The 18,110-nt window shown below is 59.4% G+C and carries 14 protein-coding genes; 9 read left to right on the top strand and 5 right to left on the bottom strand.

What is annotated here, in order from left to right; all coding sequences use genetic code 11:
• Window positions 1-8 precede the first annotated feature (8 nt).
• The 4 genes from K2Q04_RS19395 to K2Q04_RS19380 all read right to left on the bottom strand — a co-directional run bounded on the left by K2Q04_RS19395 (window position 9) and on the right by K2Q04_RS19380 (window position 4,839).
• Entirely contained in the window at window positions 9-425 is a 417-nt protein-coding gene (locus K2Q04_RS19395) for a hypothetical protein (protein ID WP_291166596.1), read from the bottom strand.
• Window positions 418-1,182 carry a flagellar biosynthetic protein FliR gene (locus tag K2Q04_RS19390; RefSeq protein WP_291166594.1) on the bottom strand — a complete coding sequence of 255 codons (765 nt, stop codon included), beginning with the start codon at window positions 1,180-1,182 and terminating at the stop codon, window positions 418-420. Before K2Q04_RS19390 ends, K2Q04_RS19395 begins: the two co-directional genes overlap by 8 nt.
• Window positions 1,179-3,272, bottom strand: coding sequence for a flagellar biosynthesis protein FlhA (gene flhA, locus K2Q04_RS19385; protein WP_291166592.1), 2,094 nt, complete (start codon window positions 3,270-3,272; stop codon window positions 1,179-1,181). The genes K2Q04_RS19390 and flhA overlap by 4 nt, the downstream gene beginning before the upstream one ends.
• A 187-nt stretch (window positions 3,273-3,459) precedes the next feature.
• Entirely contained in the window at window positions 3,460-4,839 is a 1,380-nt protein-coding gene (locus K2Q04_RS19380; RefSeq protein ID WP_291166589.1) for a UDP-glucose/GDP-mannose dehydrogenase family protein, read from the bottom strand.
• A gap of 557 nt (window positions 4,840-5,396) precedes the next feature.
• Between K2Q04_RS19380 and K2Q04_RS19375 the strand changes: the two genes are divergently transcribed.
• The 4 genes from K2Q04_RS19375 (at window position 5,397) to K2Q04_RS19360 (ending at window position 8,783) form a co-directional block, all read left to right on the top strand.
• Window positions 5,397-5,624 (top strand): hypothetical protein, encoded by a 228-nt coding sequence (locus K2Q04_RS19375; protein ID WP_092869124.1) that lies wholly within the window; start codon window positions 5,397-5,399, stop codon window positions 5,622-5,624.
• A gap of 393 nt (window positions 5,625-6,017) precedes the next feature.
• Window positions 6,018-7,022, top strand: a complete 1,005-nt coding sequence (locus tag K2Q04_RS19370; protein WP_291166770.1) for a sulfate ABC transporter substrate-binding protein — start codon at window positions 6,018-6,020, stop codon at window positions 7,020-7,022.
• A 169-nt stretch (window positions 7,023-7,191) separates the two neighbouring features.
• Complete coding sequence (locus tag K2Q04_RS19365; protein WP_291166587.1) at window positions 7,192-7,455, top strand: hypothetical protein; 264 nt, start codon at window positions 7,192-7,194, stop codon at window positions 7,453-7,455.
• A 158-nt stretch (window positions 7,456-7,613) separates the two neighbouring features.
• Window positions 7,614-8,783, top strand: coding sequence for a ceramide glucosyltransferase (locus K2Q04_RS19360; RefSeq protein WP_291166585.1), 1,170 nt, complete (start codon window positions 7,614-7,616; stop codon window positions 8,781-8,783).
• Between the two features lie 19 nt (window positions 8,784-8,802).
• On the opposite strand, the gene K2Q04_RS19355 is transcribed toward K2Q04_RS19360, so the two are convergent.
• Window positions 8,803-10,638, bottom strand: coding sequence for an alkaline phosphatase family protein (locus K2Q04_RS19355; RefSeq protein WP_291166583.1), 1,836 nt, complete (start codon window positions 10,636-10,638; stop codon window positions 8,803-8,805).
• A gap of 218 nt (window positions 10,639-10,856) precedes the next feature.
• Between K2Q04_RS19355 and K2Q04_RS19350 the strand changes: the two genes are divergently transcribed.
• From K2Q04_RS19350 to K2Q04_RS19330, 5 genes are all read left to right on the top strand, one after another.
• Window positions 10,857-11,576: a type 1 glutamine amidotransferase gene (locus K2Q04_RS19350; RefSeq protein ID WP_291166581.1), complete on the top strand. Its 720-nt coding sequence runs from the start codon at window positions 10,857-10,859 to the stop codon at window positions 11,574-11,576.
• Window positions 11,577-11,930: 354 nt separating this feature from the next.
• Window positions 11,931-13,640: an APC family permease gene (locus tag K2Q04_RS19345; RefSeq protein ID WP_291166579.1), complete on the top strand. Its 1,710-nt coding sequence runs from the start codon at window positions 11,931-11,933 to the stop codon at window positions 13,638-13,640.
• A 391-nt stretch (window positions 13,641-14,031) separates the two neighbouring features.
• Window positions 14,032-14,922 carry an ABC transporter substrate-binding protein gene (locus tag K2Q04_RS19340; RefSeq protein WP_291166768.1) on the top strand — a complete coding sequence of 297 codons (891 nt, stop codon included), beginning with the start codon at window positions 14,032-14,034 and terminating at the stop codon, window positions 14,920-14,922.
• 120 nt (window positions 14,923-15,042) lie between these two features.
• Window positions 15,043-16,131 carry a glycine betaine/L-proline ABC transporter ATP-binding protein gene (locus K2Q04_RS19335; RefSeq protein ID WP_291166577.1) on the top strand — a complete coding sequence of 363 codons (1,089 nt, stop codon included), beginning with the start codon at window positions 15,043-15,045 and terminating at the stop codon, window positions 16,129-16,131.
• Window positions 16,128-18,107 carry a proline/glycine betaine ABC transporter permease gene (locus K2Q04_RS19330; protein ID WP_291166575.1) on the top strand — a complete coding sequence of 660 codons (1,980 nt, stop codon included), beginning with the start codon at window positions 16,128-16,130 and terminating at the stop codon, window positions 18,105-18,107. The genes K2Q04_RS19335 and K2Q04_RS19330 overlap by 4 nt, the downstream gene beginning before the upstream one ends.
• Window positions 18,108-18,110 lie beyond the last annotated feature (3 nt).

Genomic DNA, 18,110 nt, shown 5'->3' with positions numbered 1-18,110 from the left:
ATGAAATCTCACGATGAACGAGTAGACTTACCCCGGCCTTGCGCCGTCGTAGCTTGCTGAAATTCGAGCAAAGCCTCGAGTTCCCGCTGCTCGGACTTGCGGGATTCCTCGGCTCGGACGTCAGCCAGCAAGGAATTCGCCGCACGCGTACGGGCTGCAGCCGCGGCATAGCGAGCGAGCACCGCCGCATGTTCGTTCGAGAGACGTTGAAGGCGCCGCTGAATGTTCCCAAGGCTCCGCGACATCAGCGCCAGAAAAGGCTCGTGGACCGCGGAAGGATTGGCGAGGGTGGCGACGATCTCTTCCTGCGAGCTCCGAAGCTCACTGATTTGGCGCGTCAATTCGCCGACCCTGGCTCTCTCGGTGGTCTCGAGATCATGAAAGACGTCGACGAGCCGACGGACCTTTTTCGATGATCTAGCCATTTTGGCCAAGATTCTGGATTGCCTGCGTCACCAGGGCGGAAAAAATCTCCATGGCCGATTTGTCGATCTGCAGCAACAGAAAGAGACCGCCGAGCACGACGAACGGCGTCGATACGAAATAAATCGGTATCTGCGGCACCATCTTGTTCAGGAAGCCGAACGCGAGATTGACCGTCAGAGAATAGACAATGAGCGCAGCGCTTAGCTGCAGCGTCAACTTGAAGGCGATCCCGACCTGCCCGACGATCGTCTGCAGATTTGGCGGCGCCGCGATGGCTACCCCGACTTTGAAGGCGTCGTATGACCGTTCCAGCATCCGAATGACGTTGATGTGCTGATTAGTGATGAAAAAAAGCACGACGGCGGGTGTCGTTATGAGAGACGCGAATGGCGAAGAAGGGTCGTTGTTGTCGATTGAACGAGAGAAGACCGATCCGTATCCGGCCAAGTTCGCCATGGCCGTCGCGACGAACTCGAGGGCCATGAATAGAACGCGCACCAGAAATCCGAGAAGAATTCCGGTTGAGGTTTCGATCATGATCATGCCGAGCAGGTTGCTCGGTGTTTCCCCCGCCGACGGACGAACGGAATCGTATACGAGCGGCGTAATGGCGAGAGAAACTGCGATGGCAACGAAAAGTCGAAGTTGAACCGGAATGCGCTCGCTCGAAAGTCCGGGCAGCAGCATGAAGCAAGCGCCCACGCGACAGAAGACAAGGAACGGAACCAGAATGGTTTCGTGAGTGAACTCGGTCATGAAACGGAGCCGAGCGACTGAATCTGGACGCCGCGGCTGATCTCGAGATGAGAGAGGACAGGCAGCGTTCCGTAGAGACGCTCCGTAACCGTGTGAACGTAGGGGCGCGTCTCCGCGGCAGTTACGAGTACGAACTGATGGCCAGCGTCCATGAGCGGCTGAACCATTCGGCTGAGATCGCCTCCGAACTGCTCGATGAGACGCGGCTCGATGTCGAACTCGACGACTTCGCCCTTGGCATCGCGCTTGAGCGCTTGATGGAAGGCAAGCTCCCAGCGATTTCCAAGCCGCACGACCTTGAGATAGTTGCCTTCGCTGAGATCGCCGCAAATCTGGGACGCGAGGCGCATGCGCACGTGTTCGGAGATTTGCTCGGCCTTGCGCGAGAACGGTGCGATCTCCGCGACGGCTTCGAGAATGAGGTGCAGGTTCCGGATCGAAATGCGCTCGGCGAGCAACATTTTGAGGACGCTCTGCAGGCCGGAGTACGAGATCTGTGCCGGGCAGATTTCTTCCAGCAGCTTGCGATACTCGGGGTCGAGCCGCTCGAGAAGCGCGCGAAGATCGCGATATGAAAAGAGCTGCGCCAAGCTGTTGCGTATGACTTCGGCAACGTGCGTGAGAAGCACGGATGTATTTTCGACCGGAACGAAACCGTCGCGCTTCAGCGCGTTCGTGAAGATGTCCGGTATCCACAAGGCCTTCATGCCGAATGCCGGTTCGCGCGTCTCGTCGCCCGGCGCCTCGGGCTTTGGGCCGTCGCCGACGACGACGAGCACGTCCCCGAGCCGAAGCTCGGCAGTCGCGATCACCGTTCCATGAACCTTGATCTGATAGCTCTTCGGCGGAACGGAAAGATCTTCGACTAGCTTGATGTCCGGAACGACGAAACCATACTGCTTGGCGAACTTTCTCCGCATCTTGGCGACGCGCTGAGGCAGATCGCTGGTCGTACGCATCAGGACGGTAGAAATCTGCTTGCCGAAGCAGATCTCGATTTCCGTTGTCTTCAGCTGTTCGCGGATGGACTGACGCGATTGCTCTTCGGCGGACGGAACTTCGCTCTCGGATCGTGCTTGGGATGCAGCTTGCGCGCTTTCTTCTCTCTGGCGAACGACTCGCATGCTGATGAATGCGAGGGCGCCGCCGATAGGGGCGAATACATACCAGGGCAGGCCCGGCGCCAGTGACAGCAGCAACATCACGCCGCCTGTAACCATCAATGCGCGGGGATAGTTGCCAAGCTGGCTGACGATGATGCCTTCGGTCGAGCCCTGCGTGCCGCCTTTCGACACGAGAAGACCGGCGGCCAGCGCCACAATGAGGGCGGGCATCTGAGTGACGAGGCCGTCGCCCACGGAAAGCAACGTAAACGTCTTCGCTGCTGTATCGAATGACAGGTCATGCTGCGTGACGCCAATGATGATCCCGCCGAAGACGTTGACCGCCGTGATGATCAACCCGGCGATGGCGTCACCGCGAACGAACTTCGAGGCGCCGTCCATGGCGCCGAAGAATTGGCTTTCTTCTTCGAGCTCCCTGCGTCGCCGGATGGCTTCCTTTTCGTCGATCGAGCCGGCCGCGAGATCGGCGTCGACCGCCATCTGCTTGCCGGGCAGCGAATCGAGCGTGAAGCGCGCGCCGACCTCGGCGATACGCGTCGCGCCCTTCGTGATGACGACGAAGTTCACAGTAATCAAAATGATGAAGACGATGATGCCGATGACGAAATTGCCGCCCATGACGAACTGGGCGAAACCTGCGATGACGTGGCCGGCGGCGTTCGGTCCCTCGGCGCCTTGCGAGAGAATAAGTCGCGTCGTCGCGACGTTGAGCGACAGTCGGAGCAGCGTCGCGATCAGCAAGACGGTCGGAAAGGCGGAGAATTCGAGCGGCCGGCGTATCCACAATGCGACCATCAGGATGACGATCGACAGCGCAATGGACAAAGCCAGCCCAAGATCGATCATGAACGCCGGAAGCGGCAGGAACAGGATCATCAGAATGGCGATGACGCCCACCGCTAGACCGGCGTCGCGTTGACCCAATTTTAGGTCGACGCCGCTCTCAACGGCTTTCGTGGCTGCCATGATCGAAAAAATCCCCCAAGCTTTGGGGGCGAGCTTCCTACCCGAACCTTGCGCGAGGTCGTCATCGGTCGCCAAACAGCGGAGAAAAACGCGGAAATAAGAAATTTATACGGAATTCAAAAGGATGGTTGGTGCCATTGCATCACCAACCCGTCATGGTGACAGGTCTCTCGGTGCCGGGACGGGTCTATTTTGCGGCTTCGACGGAATGCACCGGCGTTTGAACGGGTGCAGCCTTTGGTTCGCCCTTGGCAGCGTCGAGCCGGCCGCGGCCAATGCCGGAATAGCTGAGCCCGAGTTCGCGAACGGCGTCGGCATCGAAGACGTTTCGCAGATCAACGATGGTCTTGCCGGCCATGCGCGCCTTGAGCGCTTCGAGATTGAGTGCGCGGTACTCGTTCCACTCCGTCACGACGACGAGCACGTCGGCGCCTTCCGCAGCCTGATCGGCACTATCGCACCAGACGATGCCGGGCAGCAAAGGCTCGGCATGACGCCGGCCCTGCGGATCGCAAGCCCGAATGGTCGCACCGCGTTCCTGCAGCATGGGCACGATGACGAGGCTCGGCGCGTCGCGCATATCGTCGGTGTTCGGCTTAAAGGTCAGACCCAGGACCGCGATCGTCTTGTTGCGGACCGAACCCCCGGCAGCTTCTTCGACGCGGATCGCCATGGCGAGCTTACGTTCGTGGTTGACGCGTTCGACCTGCTCGATGATCGACACCGGCGCTCTCGCCTCCCGTGCCGTACGGATAAGGGCCGAAACGTCCTTGGGAAAACAGGAGCCGCCGTAACCCGGCCCCGGATGAAGAAACTTATCGCCGATACGCCGGTCCTTGCCGATTGCAGAGGCAACCTCCTGAACGTCGGCGCCCACGCTTTCGCAGAGGTCCGCAATCTCGTTGATGAAGCTGATCTTAAGCGCCAGGAAGGCGTTGGCCGCGTACTTCGCGAGTTCTGCCGATTCACGCTCGACGAACATCACCGGTGAGCCGCGCAGCGCCAGGGGCTTGTAAAGCCGCTCCATCACGTCGCGCGCACGATCGTCATCGGTGCCGACGAGGACCCTATCGGGATGCGTGAAGTCCTGTATCGCCGATCCTTCGCGGAGAAACTCGGGGTTGGAGCAGATGGCAACGTCGGCATCGGGACGCTTTGCCTTGAGACGCCGCTCGATCTCGCGGCTGGTTCCAACCGGCACGGTGGATTTCGTCGTGACGACCGTGAAGCCGTTTAAATGAGGGGCAGCCTCTTCGACGGCTGAGAACACATAGGAAAGGTCGGCATACCCGTCGCCGCGCCGCATCGGCGTTCCAACCGCCAGGAAGACGACGTCGGCGTCCGCAACGGCCGGTGCGAGCTTCTCCGTGAACACCAGGCGGCCGGCTTTGATGTTTCGCTCCAACAAAGCGTCAAGTCCGGGCTCATAGATGGGGGAACGGCCCGCCTTGAGGTCTGCAAGCCGGTTCGGGTCCTTATCGACGCAGGTAACGCTCCAGCCGAAGTCGGAAAAGCAGGCGGCAGAGACGAGCCCGACGTACCCCGCGCCGACCATACAAATCTTCATACTACAGGCCCCCCTTCCCCTGCTGAATTCGTGCGCCGACCCTGACGAGGTGTAGCATCGGATCGGTATGTGGGAAATTGCCACGCCGGTGCATGGCATTGCCCGAAAACCCCCAGATATCCGGCCAGTAGCGGGAAAAGATGGCGATCCTCGCACCGTGTCCGATCAAATGAACGTAGTTCGGCGTTTATAGCGGCCTCGCCCGGCGGGGCAACGTTTGGCGCCTGACCTCATAAGCATCGAAGTTCTTGTTATTTGACCCGAAGCCTCGATCAAGGCTTTCATGCGTCTGTCGGCACGCTGCTGTGCCGGCCGCGGTGATTTCGAAAGCGACTTGCGCCGCGTCATCAAACGCTAAGCCCTACGAAGTGCTCGTGGGCTCCGCAATGGAGACCGCTATGAAAAACCTAGACCCTCGCTCTAATGCCTCTCGCGCGATGATGATGGGCTGCATGTGTATGCCCGGCTGCTGTTGAGATCACGCAGCCCGGACTGAGCCATTTCAATCGAACAATCGCACTTAAGAGGACGCTGGCGACCGCCGGCAGAGCAAAGACATGTCTAAATCTTACGTCATCGAGGTCGGCGACGACCAAGCAGGACTTATTATCCGTGAAGAAGGGGAACACGAGTATCTCTTCCACGCGGCACTTAACGAATACAGCGCGCTCGAAGGGCGCCGCTTCGCAAATCCGCTTCTCGCGGAACGCGCAGCGATCGCTCATTCGGTAAGCCGGCGTCGTCGCCGCGCCTCGGGCCGCGTCGCGGAGGCGTTCGCCCTATGAGCCGAAGCAACAACACATCTAGCCAGCCGGCGGTTGAGGCACAGCAGGTGAATGATTTGGCGAGACCCTTCACATCGGCCCCGTCGCGACACCTGACGTTAGTGGTGAACCGCGACTGGGACCTCGACCCCGTTCCCGCGTTCGCGGCGATCGGACCATCGACTGACTTCTAAAGCGCAGGCTAGCACGCTTGTCGGCGCTTCCTTCCTCCCTGGACCTGCTCGCCCACACTCTGCGATCGGGTTACTTGAGACCGGTGGCTTCATCGGCCGCCGGTCTCTCTTTCATTACCAAGACGGCGTCGCGATGCTGACAAAGCACGCGATGTCTTCTCAGTTCTTCGTGCCCAACAACACCCAGTCAAAGAACTCGGTACATAAAAAGGATCTGCATATGACGATCGGGCGGACGACATCGCGGTTTGGTTTGGCGACGGCTCTTCTAATGGCGGTATCGCCCGGAGCGTTCGCGCAATCGAGCATTCTCAATGCTTCGTATGACGTCTCGCGTGAACTCTACAAGGAAATCAATCCGGCATTCGTTGCGAGCTGGAAGAAGTCGACGGGAAGCGACATTGGAGTCAAGCAAGCGCACGGCGGATCGACAAAGCAGGCGCAAGCCGTCGCCGAAGGCCTCGAGGCCGATGTCGTCACGCTCAATCAGCCGACGGACCTCGATTTCCTCGTGAGCAAAGGCGTTATTGCGAACGACTGGCGTACGAAATTCCCCAACGGCGCCGCACCCTACACGACCACCACGGTCTTTCTCGTCCGCAAAGGCAATCCCAAGGGAATCGCCGATTGGGATGATCTGGTGAAGTCCGGCACGTCAGTCGTAATTCCCAATCCGAAGACCTCAGGGAACGGACGCTATACCTATCTCGCGGCTTGGGGCTATGCAGTCGACAAGCTCGGTTCAGACGAAAAGGCGCGAGATTTCGTTGCCAAGCTTTTCGCCAACGTTCCGGTATTCGACGGCGGCGGACGCGGTGCCACGACAAGCTTTACACAGCGCGCCATCGGCGACGTTCTCGTGACGTTTGAGAACGAAGCCGCTCTCATCAAGGCCGAGGTCGATGGGCAGAACTTCGACGTCGTTTATCCCTCGCTCAGCGTCGAGGCGGCGCCGCCAATCGCGATTGTCGATACCGTCGTCGCGAAACGCAAGACAGCGGATGTCGCCAAGGCCTATCTCGATTTCCTTTATTCTGACGCGGCGCAGAGAATAATAGCCAAGCATCATTTTCGGCCGCGCAACGAAGCCGTGCTGAAGGAAGCGAACCTGCCGGCCATCAAAACCTTCTCGGTAGAAGACAAACTCGGTCCTTGGGCAACGGTCCAGAAAACGCACTTTGCCGATGGCGGCGTCTACGATCAGATTACGACCAAGCAGAATTGATCGGGTCTGCACACGCCTACGCACACAATTGGCAAGCCGCGACAACCTGCGCGGCTTGTTTCCTCCCATTCAGTCCCTCGTCGAAGCTTCAATTGACTGTTAGAAGCGCTACGGGACGCAGCCGTTCGCATTCGCGTCACCGGGACAAGGGAAATGGGGAGAGGTTCCGATGGGTGATCATTTTTGGCCGGCAATGTATCCGGGCCTGATAGTCGGAATCCTCTACGGCTTATCGCTGCGCGGAGTATTCAATACGGTCGTCGCCGCACTCGGCGGTCTGGTGGGCGCAGCCATCGCCTACGCGGGGTTACTCGCAGTCGACCTCAACGACGGCCTGCCTTCTGTGATTGGCTTGGTTGTTGCAGCCTTCGCCGGCGCATACCTTTTGACGAACATTGCACAAAGGTTTCGCGTCTCCGGCACGAAATCCTGAGCGTCGCTGGCCAAGCGGCCTGAAATGCACATCTTCCGCGAAGGCTTGCGTTGCCGCGCGGTAGTTTTCCCCTATGTCATGGATGCGTCGCGTAACTGTCGTCGAAATTTCACTGAATCCTGGAATGCAGCGGTTGGATTTTTAACCGGGTAGGTGAGATGGCCGATTTCGTCACGGCGGCGGCTCTAATCTTCTGCGTAGCGGCTACGGCAACACATCTCGTATCGGTCGCACTGGCGTTATCGCGCGTTATGTCGTCTCGGACCCGCCCGCGCGGCTTGAGTGTCGAGCCCGTCAGCATCGTCCGGCCTGTGTGCGGTCTGGATCATTTCGACGAAATGACATTGCGCTCGACCTTCGAGCTCGCCGATGGCACCTATGAGGTCATTTTCTGCGCTGCTCGCGAAGACGACCCGGCAGTGCCATTCGTCCGGAAACTGATCGCGAAATACCCGCATATCGACGCGATGCTGCTCATCGGCGATGACAGGCCGACAAGCAATCCCAAGCTGAACAACATCGTCAAGGGCTGGGCAGCCGCGCGGTATCCCTGGATCGTTCTCGCCGACAACAATGTGTTGATGCCCGAGAACTACCTGGGTGATCTCTTCCGCAGCTTCGAGCCGGGCGTCGGTCTCGTTTGCTCGCCGCCCGTGGGCAGCCATCCGATAGGATTTTGGGCCGGACTCGAATGCGCGTTCCTCAATACGTATCAAGCCCGCTGGCAAAGCGCCGCCGATACGATCGGCTTGGGATTTGCGCAAGGCAAGTCGATGCTTTGGCGCCGCGATATTCTCGATGAGGCAGGTGGCGTCGAAGCGCTGGGCGCCGAGATTGCCGAAGATGCCGCCGCGACGAAGATCGTCCGCGCACATGGTCTCCGCGTGCGCCTTGTTGACCGCCCGTTCAAGCAGCCGCTGGGTCCAAGATCCGTAAAGCAGGTGTGGGCGCGACAAGTACGCTGGGCGAGATTGCGCCGCGTCACGTTTCCCGTTTTCTACGCGCCGGAAATTCTTTCGGGCAGCATGCTGCCGATCGCATCGGGCTTCGCGGCAGCTTCGAGCATCGGTCTCGATCCGCTGACGGTGCTCGCAGGCCTGATTGCAGTCTGGTACGGAGCCGAAGCGCTTTTGGCGAGCGTCGCGGGCTGGCACTTGAAATGGCAGTCGCCGATTGCGTGGATGCTGCGCGACGCACTGCTCCCGCTGCTCTGGGTCGAAGGCTGGGCCGGAGACACGTTCGTCTGGCGCGGCAACGACATGAGCGTCGCCAAAGCAGACGCGGCCAATTCAAGCCGCGAACTCGCCGTCACGTCGAAGAGCATGTAGGGGTGACGGCCGCGAGGTCCTACTTCGTGAGCGCTAGGGCCGGATCTGGTGAAAGGCCGACCGTGCGTCCTCCAAAGCCCGCCGCGTCGAAATATTTGGTCTCGCCCACAACCTGATAATTGAGGATCGTCCGCAGGCCCGAAGACGACGGTCCCGACACGATCGTCTTGCGCTCCCACGTCGGCACTGTTCCCGCCGGCAACGCTTCCGTCAGCGCTCTGCCGACGAGTTTGCCATGACTTTCCGGCATCAACCCGAGGATCGCAGCAATCGTCTGCCCGATGTCGGCGTTGCTCGCGGGCGCCTCGCTGACGAAGCCCTTCTTGAAGTCGGGACCGAACGCCGCCATGAAGTTGGCCGTATCGGCACGGCCGAAGCTGCCATGCATTCCTTGGCCTTGCTGCAGACCGGTGTCGGCGACCTCAGCGGTGCAGAGAACCGGTTCTGCGCATCCCGTCGACACGCTTTTGAAATTGACGACGATTGATGGCCGCGGCATCAGCGACGAGCCCCGAAGATTGATCGCGCTTAACGGCAGCGTACCGGCGAAAGTACCGAGGCTATCGTCGATAAATAGCCCGCTGACGTAGTCCTGCGTGAGCAGTGCATCGATCGTCCTCTTGGCCAAGCCCGAGTCGCCGCTCGGAATATAGATGAGATCCGAGCCGCCATTTGCCGCGACGACAAGCTTCGGCGCATTCGCATCTTCGCCGATCAGGCCGTCTGCGTTTTTCGGATGCGTTCCGCCTTCGACTTTGGCGTTCCCGGCTTCGGGATCGTAAAGCGGCAGGTTCAGAGCCGCCGCAATGTCGATCGCCAGAAATCCCGGAGGCAGCAACCCCGCAGGCACGTCCGCGTAGCTTGCGCGAGCCGCGGCGCTGGTTTCACTTTGTTTCGAGATCGTCGAGAAGCCGTGGTCCGCCGAGACGACGATATCGGTCGTGTCGGAAAGCTGAAGGTCGTCGAGCGTTCGCCGGATCGCGGCGAGGTTTGAATCGGCATTGCGGATCGCCGCCATCGACGTCGGTCCATTGATGCCGGGCTCGAGCTTCAACAGACTGTCGCCCTGGTTATGCTGTGTGCCATCCGGATCGCGCGACCAGAAGACGATGACGAACGGCTTTCCGTCGGATTTGAACTTCGGCAGAACGACCCTTGTCAGGGCGGCAGCGAAATACCCCTGCTGAACGACATTGGCGTCCTTCGTTCCGGGCTCGTGGGAATTTCCGCTCTCTTTGTTCGTAAGCCGGCTCGGAGCCTCCACCGGCAGCCCCTGCGCTTTGAGACCGTCGCTCACCCACGATGCGAGTGGAATGCCTGCAGGCGTCCCCGTCGCATCATCGACGATGACGCTTTCGCCGCCACCGCGCGACGTGTGATCGAAAACGAGCGTCGGGCCAATCTTGCCGATAGCAGCCGTGTTGAACCCGGCGCGATGCGCCACGTGAAGGATCGTCTCCTCGTCGATGAAGTTGCCGGCAAAATGCTCGTCGATATCACCGATCACGCTATCGTTCTCGATGAAGGACATTCGAGCCGAAGCGGCCGTGCGGATCGGAAAGCCCGCATAAAGCACATTTCCGAAAACGCTGGTGTCGCCGAGGTAGTGCCCGGTCGCCATGCCGCTGGAGTTCGGCATCGTGAACGTCGGAAAAAGCGAATGGCTGTTGGCGAAGTTGACGCCCTTGTCCCGAATGTCGGCAAACGTCGGTGCCGTCTCGGGCGTCACGATGCCGGCCCGCAGCCCGTCCGGAACAAACAGTACGACGTTGTGCCTGGGCGCGTCCGCAAAAGCGGGGACTGCACTTACGAGTTCGGCCAGACATGCAATCGCGATAAAATATTTGGTCTTCATCTTCGCTCACTCATTCGAAAAGGAAATTGCATTTTTTATATCGATAAGCCGCGAGCGTAACGCCCGACAATGAACCTCTGATGTCGCGCGGACCATCGCGAAACCGCGGGGACGGGAGCAGTCGATCCGTTCAGCCTTCGGCCGTGCTCTTCCGCGGTAGAAATATCCGTTCAATTATGCCACAAGACGCCCCTCAATAGCAGGCATAGGGGGGCCTCGTGCGCTTTCTCGTCTTTCAGCACATTGCGTGCGAGCATCCTGGCATCTTCCGTAAGTTTTTCGCCGCCGATGGCATTTCATGGGACGCTGTCGAACTCGACGAGGGCGAGGCCATTCCGGCGCTCGAAAACTATGACGCGCTTTGGGTGATGGGCGGACCCATGGACGTGTGGGACGTCGAGGAATGTCCGTGGCTCATCGAGGAAAAGCGTGCGATCCGGCGCTGGGTTCGCGACCTCGGCCGTCCTTTCGTCGGGCTCTGCCTCGGGCACCAGCTCCTCGCCGATGCGCTCGGCGGCACATGCGGACCGCAACGTCCTTCTGAAATCGGCATACTCGACGTCGCGCTGACGCCTGAGGCCGGCAGCGATCCGGTGTTCGGCGATCTGCCAAAGCGGTTCAAAGCGGTTCAATGGCACTCGGTGCGCGTGGCCCAACCGCCGGAAGGCGCTGTCGTGCTCGCGCAATCGGACGTGTGCCCGTGTCAGGCAATGCGCGTCGGCCGCAATGCCTGGAGCATGCAGTACCACGTCGAGATCGAGGAAAATACGATCGCGGACTGGGGCAATATCCCTGCATACGCCGCGGCTTTGGAGCGAACGCACGGACCGGGCGCACTGCCGCGTATGGCCGAGACGGCGAAACCTCACACGGCGAACTTCGCTGCCGATGCAGAAAAGTTCTATCGCAACTTCATGCGAGAAATCAGTTCGCGCTAACGCCCGGACCGAAATTATCGGCGCTCCGTGCGATGCCTCCAGCGAAATCGATTTTATCCAGAATGCGCCAAATGCGTTGCGTTCACTGATTGCTGTGATAGCTTGAAATACCGCTAACTTAGCGGCCTAATTGGTTGTGATTGGTACAGGGTCCGCATGTCCAAATTGGACACCGAGCAACTAACCGGAGCCGCAGCGGACGCAAATGTCTGCAGCGCCTGGCTTTGTCCCAGGCGCGATCCACTTTTCGGAATTATGCTGATCGTTTAGCGCCACGCGCCGGAGACCCGGTTCGTGGCGTTTGTCGTTTTATCACGTCGCACGCGGATCAAACTCAAGCATCGGGGGATGCGCATGGCAGCGACTTACGAACCAGCCACCGGGGCAGATTCCGGAAACACACTTCATCGAGCCATCGATTGGCGTGGCGCCTTCTGGGTGGCGAGCGGAGTGCCCGCTCTCGTCCTCTTCTCGATTGGCGGCATCGCCGGCACCGCGGGCAAGCTTGCCTTTGTTGTCTGGACTGTCTCCATGATCATGGGGTTCTTGCAGTCCTTCACCTACGCAGAGATAGCTGGGCTTTTTCCTAACAAATCCGGCGGTGCTTCGGTCTATGGCGCGACGGCTTGGCTCCGCTATTCCAAATTGATCGCGCCGCTATCAGTTTGGTGTAACTGGTTCGCATGGTCGCCGGTTCTGTCCCTCGGATGCGCAATCGCGGCCGGCTATATCTTGAATGCCGTCGCTCCGATTCCGGCCTTCACAGCTCAATCGCCGGAAGTCATCGCTTGGCTCGCTGATCCCGCGAATGCCGGTAAAGCTGCGGCGGACGCTATCACCGCCGTAACCGCGGTTCACACGCCAGCTATCCAATCGTTCAATGCACTGAGCGTTGCGGTGCCGGGTCTTGGAACGCTGAACTTCAACTCTTCCTTCTTCATCGGCGCCGTATTGATGTTGATCGTCTTCGCTATTCAGCATCGTGGCATCCTCGGCACCGCGAACGCGCAAAAGTACATCGGCCTCCTCGTCATTATCCCGATGTTGATCGTCGGAATCGTCCCGCTCATCAACGGCCAGTTCCACGCGTCGAATGTCGCGGGCCCGTATCTCCCGGGTACCGGTGATAACGTCGGATGGACGCTTTTCTTCGGCGCTATGTTCATCGCCGCGTGGTCTACCTACGCCTTCGAAACAGCAATCTGTTACACGCGGGAATTCCGCAATCCTCGAACCGACACGTTCAAGGCGATCTTCTATTCCGGGCTCCTTTGCCTACTGCTCTATATTCTGGTGCCCTTCACGTTCCAGGGCGTTCTCGGCGTCGAAGGAATGAAAGATCCCGGCATCGTGGCGGGCACGGGCGTCGCCGACGCCATGGCCAACATGGTCGCCAGCGGTAGCGCATTCATCAAAGAACTCTTCGTCGCGCTTATGATCTTGGCGCTGGTGCTCGCGATCATGACGGCGATGGCCGGATCATCGCGAACGCTCTACCAGGGCTCAGTCGATGGTTGGCTGCCGCGCTATCTCAGCCATACCAACGAGCACGGTGCGCCAACGCGCGCCATGTGGACTGACCTCGTCTTCAACCTGTTCCTGCTCGCGATCGCGTCCGACTCGGCCGGCTACTTCTTCATCCTCGCGGTATCGAACGTCGGCTACATCATCTTCAACTTCCTCAACCTCAATGCGGGTTGGATGCATCGCGTCGATAGCGGCCATATCGACCGCCCCTATCGCGCGCCGACGTGGCTGATCGGATTGAATACGGTACTCGCGTTCGTCAACGCGCTCTTCATGGGCGCGGGCGCGAAAGTCTGGGGCTATTCGAACGCGCTCTTGGTCGGCTTCATTTTTGCCGGACTCATCATCCCGGTCTTCGCTTTCCGGCACTACGTGCAAGACAAAGGTCATTTCCCGAAAGGCGCGCTCGAAGATTTGGGATTGACCGGTCAGGATCTCGGCGAGCGGAAAGCCGGCATACTTCCTTACGTGGCGCTGCTCGGCGGCCTCGCCGTCGTGCTCGTTGCGAATTGGTACTTCCAGATGCCGCCAGCGTGACGGAGGTCGGGCTGAGTTAGTGGCAACACGTCCTGCGAAGGGCCGAAACGCCGGACCCTCACACCGCCGCGAGTGATTAAATTCGCGGCGCGCTGATGTGCGCCGAATTCGATTCTGACTGTTTTCTTTTAACGAAAGGGGGAAAGCAAATTGCTCGAACTATGCTGCCGGAATAATCGGCGATTGCCTTGAATTTGGCCTTGTACGGATCAGGACAACAGCAGCATAATTCAAAAATTATCACTCACAGGAAAAATCGGGCGATGCCGATTTCCTACGTTGATGTCAACAAAGTTGGCTTGGAGGCTAACCAATGTACCGTTCTGTCAAACGTGTTTTGACCGGTGGAGCTTGTGCTGCGTTGCTGTCGTTGACGGGCCTGCCTCTAGCCATGGCGGCACCCGAATCCAATGATCCAATCAAGATCGCGCTCTTCGATTGGACGAGCGTCAATCTCAACGCCAAAATCCTCGGCGGCATTCTCACCAAGCTCGGCTACAACGTCGAATATCCGACAGCGGACTACCTTTCGAGCCTTACGACAGGTCTCACCAACGGCGATATCGATATCGGCGTCGAATTTTGGGACACGACCGCAGCTGAGGCCATGAAGGCATCGGACGCGACGGGTCAGACCGAACGTCTCGGCGCGCTTGGCCCCAAGGCGAAGGAAGAGTGGTGGTATCCGCTCTACATGAAGGAAAAGTGCCCGGGCCTCCCCGATTGGAAAGCACTGAAAGATCCCAAATGCGCTCAGGCATTTTCAACGGCCGATACGGCCCCGAAGGGTCGCTATCTCGGCGGGCCCGTAACGTGGGAAGGCTTCGATGACGAGCGTGTCGAAGCGCTTGGTCTGCCGTTCACTGTCGTGCACGCCGGAACCGACGGCGCGATGTTCGCGGAGCTGGATTCAGCATATCAACGCAAAGCGCCGATCCTGCTGTGGATTTACTCGCCGCACTGGGCGCCCGCAAAATATCAGGGCGAATGGGTGCAATTCCCGGAATACGAAGCGGCCTGCTACACCGACCCGAAGTGGGGCGTAAATCCGGACAAGAAATACGATTGCGGCAAACCGCACGGCGAAATCTGGAAGTACTCCTGGAAGGGCCTGAAGGATAAGTGGCCCGGCGCATACAAGGTCGCCAAGGCCTACACGATCGACGTCAACGAATTGAACAAGATGTCGGGTCAAATCGATCTCGAAGGCAAATCGATTGACGACGTTGCCGCCGCGTGGATCGCCGCCAATGAGGCGAAGTGGAAGGAATGGGCGAAGTAAGAACCGGATTTTTTCTTTGCCGCACGTACTGAAACGACCAGAACCGGCGGCCTTTTCCAAGGCTGTCCGGTTCTCTTTGTTTAGAAGCAAATCCCAAGCGAGCGCATGAGGCAATCTGGAATGAACGATCAAGCGCCGATGCGCAAAGAAGCGGAACTGACCGAAGACGACCGGCCGGTGAAGCTGCGATGCAAGAATGTTTGGAAGGTGTTTGGCGCCGGAGCTGAAAAGTTTCTTGCCGATCGCGCGGGCATGGTGACGTCGGAAAATCTCAGCGAGGCCAAGCTCGTCGGCGCCGTACGGAATGCGTCGATTGAAGTGAAGCGCGGCGAAATCTTTATTGTCATGGGCCTGTCCGGATCGGGGAAGTCCACGCTCGTACGCTGTCTTTCGCGCCTCATCGAGCCGACGTGGGGAAGTGTCGAGCTCGACGGCATGGACCTTCTCAAAGCAAAGCCCGACGAGCTCATCGAAATTCGCCGTCACCGTATGGGCATGGTGTTCCAGCACTTCGCGCTGCTGCCGCATCTGACGGTGCTCGACAACATCGCATTTCCACTATCGGTGCAGGGCGTGGATCGCAAAACGCGTGAGGCCCGAGCCCGAAAAGTCATCGAGCTTGTCGGCCTCAATGGACGCGAGCAGTTCTATCCGCGCGAGCTGTCGGGCGGCCAGCAGCAGCGCGTCGGCATCGCGCGAAGCCTCTGCGTCGAGCCGGAGATCTGGTTTCTGGACGAACCGTTCTCGGCGCTCGATCCGCTCATTCGCAGAGAGATGCAAACCGAACTGCTTCGCTTGCAGAGCGTCCTCAAGAAAACGATCGTATTCATCACGCACGACTTCGATGAGGCGATCCGGCTGGCCGATCGCATCGCTATCATGAAAGACGGAGAAATCATTCAGACTGGCACCCCCGAAGAACTGGTCCTGCATCCGGCGACGGATTATGTCGCCGAATTCACACGCGACGTACAACGCGCCAAGGTCATGTCGGCTGCGCGACTGATGCAGCCTGTATCGCCGTCCGCGGATTACGGTGGAACGGTGCAGGCGACCGATAAAGTGTCGACGTTCTCGGCGCGGATCGTCGGCGTCCGGAAAAACTTCCTCGTGACCGGAGCCGACGGCAAGCCACTAGGAGAAGTGACGCCGGACGCGGTCATTGATTTGCTCGCCGATCGCGATCTGACGCGCGAGGTACGTATATGACCGTCGCCGAGACTTCCATCATGGCGCGGCCCGCACCGATATCCGCATGGACGCTCGTATGGATCGCGGCCATCGCCGTCGTTGCAATTCTCTACATGATGCCCGGCATCGCACCTTGGGCCGTCAAATATCCCTCCGACGCCGTCATCCCGGTCGCTGACTGGATATCGGCGTTCATGGCGTGGGTGAAAACCAATTTCACGTGGTTGACGCGAGGCATAACGGACATCTTCAATGTCCCGCTTCAGTGGGCCATCTCTCTGCTCGCGAAAGGTTGGAAATTCGGCTACGGCCCCGACGCTCTCGTGCTTCCTCGCCTCTCGTGGATTGGTATCTGCGCCGCGTTCGCGATCGCAGGCTTTGCCTTCGGTGGCGGCAGGCTCGCCGCACTCGCGGCAGGCTGCATGATTTATATCGCGCTATTCGGACAGTGGGATAGCGCCATGCTGACGTTGGCGCTCATTGCAATCAGCGTCCCGCTTTGCGTCGTCTTCGGCCTCGGGCTCGGCGTCGTCGCCTTTCGTAAGCCTTGGTTCGACCGCGCCATCATTCAGCCGATGCTCGATCTGATGCAGACGATGCCGACATTCGCCTATCTCATCCCGATGCTGCTCCTGTTCGGCAACAGCCCAGTGTCTGGCATGCTTGCAACGGCGATATTTGCCATGCCACCGATGGTCCGCGCGACAGTGCTGGCGCTAAAGCGCGTACCGCACGAGATCGACGATTTCGGTGAGATGGTTGGATGCACTGAGCGCCAGAAGTTGCTGAAGGTCCTGCTGCCGTCTGGTCGCCCGACGTTGATGGTCGGCGTCAATCAGGTCATCATGCTTGCGCTCAACATGGTCATCATTTCCTCGATGATCGGCGCAGGCGGCCTCGGCTATGACGTTCTGCTTGCTCTTCGGGCTTTGAAGATCGGGCAGGGCATGGAGGCAGGGCTCGCGATCGTTGCGCTCGCCATTGTTCTGGACAGACTGAGCCAGGCGGCCGCGCGCCAGCGGCCGTCCGTCCACGTCGCCGATCAGAATTTCGTCAACCGGTATCCGATGCTGACGGCCGCGGTCGCCGTTATCGCCGGTACAACTGTGCTGAGCCTTTTCGTGCCCGCGTTCGCGTCGGTTCCGGCCGCCATCAAGATGTCGACGGCGCCGTGGTGGAAGGCCGTCGTCGATTGGGTGAATATCCATTTCTTCGATGCCATCGAAGCTTTCCGGACATTCCTATTGCTCTACGTCCTCAATCCGATCCGGGATTTTCTCGTCGAATTCCCTTGGCTCGGAATGGTCCTTCTGGTGGGCCTCGCCGGCTATCGCCTTTCCGGTCCGCGGCTCGCCATACTCGTCGTCCTGATGACGGCTTTTTGCGCCGCGACCGGACTCTGGGAAAAGTCGATGGCGACACTGTATTTGTGTGGCGTCTCGGCGGTGATAGCCGCGATATTCGGCATCGCGCTCGGCATAGCGGCGTCTCGAAGCGATCGGTTTGCGGCCTTCCTCATGCCGATTTGCGACACGCTGCAGACGCTTCCGTCCTTCTGCTTCATCATTCCGGTCGTGATGCTGTTCCGCGTGGGTGACGTGACGGCAATGATCGCAACCGTCCTTTTCGCGATTGTTCCTGCGATCCGCTACACCAATCACGGTATCCGGCAGATCCCGGAAAATCTCATCGAAGCGGCGACCGTATCCGGCTGCACACCGCGTCAGATGTTCTGGCGGGTCCAGCTGCCGTTGGCGCTGCCGGAAATCATGCTGGGATTGAATCAGACCGTGCTACTCGCGCTTAGCATGATCATTATTTGCGCGATGATCGGAACGCGGGATCTTGGACAGGAAGTGTTCATTGCTCTCGCGAAAGCCGACGCCGGGCGAGGCCTCACGGCTGGCTTTGCCATTGCATTCATCGGCATCGTTGCCGACCGCCTCATCAGGGCATCGACCGATCGATTGCAGTCGCGGCTAGGCCTCGTCTAAGAG

The sequence above is a fragment of the Hyphomicrobium sp. genome (assembly GCF_019753045.1).
Taxonomy (GTDB): Bacteria; Pseudomonadota; Alphaproteobacteria; order Rhizobiales; family Hyphomicrobiaceae; genus Hyphomicrobium_B.
The sequence above is the reverse complement of the archived record's forward strand: the minus strand, read 5'-3'. Positions and strand labels throughout refer to the sequence as shown.

Bases quoted from the DNA above. Each gene is read 5' to 3' on its own strand.
- K2Q04_RS19395 (WP_291166596.1), bottom strand. From the start codon at position 425: ATGGCTAGATCATCGAAAAAGGTCCGTCGGCTCGTCGACGTCTTTCAT.
- K2Q04_RS19390 (WP_291166594.1), bottom strand. From the start codon at position 1,182: ATGACCGAGTTCACTCACGAAACCATTCTGGTTCCGTTCCTTGTCTTC.
- flhA (WP_291166592.1), bottom strand. From the start codon at position 3,272: ATGGCAGCCACGAAAGCCGTTGAGAGCGGCGTCGACCTAAAATTGGGT.
- K2Q04_RS19380 (WP_291166589.1), bottom strand. From the start codon at position 4,839: ATGAAGATTTGTATGGTCGGCGCGGGGTACGTCGGGCTCGTCTCTGCC.
- K2Q04_RS19375 (WP_092869124.1), top strand. From the start codon at position 5,397: ATGTCTAAATCTTACGTCATCGAGGTCGGCGACGACCAAGCAGGACTT.
- K2Q04_RS19370 (WP_291166770.1), top strand. From the start codon at position 6,018: ATGACGATCGGGCGGACGACATCGCGGTTTGGTTTGGCGACGGCTCTT.
- K2Q04_RS19365 (WP_291166587.1), top strand. From the start codon at position 7,192: ATGGGTGATCATTTTTGGCCGGCAATGTATCCGGGCCTGATAGTCGGA.
- K2Q04_RS19360 (WP_291166585.1), top strand. From the start codon at position 7,614: ATGGCCGATTTCGTCACGGCGGCGGCTCTAATCTTCTGCGTAGCGGCT.
- K2Q04_RS19355 (WP_291166583.1), bottom strand. From the start codon at position 10,638: ATGAAGACCAAATATTTTATCGCGATTGCATGTCTGGCCGAACTCGTA.
- K2Q04_RS19345 (WP_291166579.1), top strand. From the start codon at position 11,931: ATGGCAGCGACTTACGAACCAGCCACCGGGGCAGATTCCGGAAACACA.
- K2Q04_RS19340 (WP_291166768.1), top strand. From the start codon at position 14,032: ATGGCGGCACCCGAATCCAATGATCCAATCAAGATCGCGCTCTTCGAT.
- K2Q04_RS19335 (WP_291166577.1), top strand. From the start codon at position 15,043: ATGAACGATCAAGCGCCGATGCGCAAAGAAGCGGAACTGACCGAAGAC.
- K2Q04_RS19330 (WP_291166575.1), top strand. From the start codon at position 16,128: ATGACCGTCGCCGAGACTTCCATCATGGCGCGGCCCGCACCGATATCC.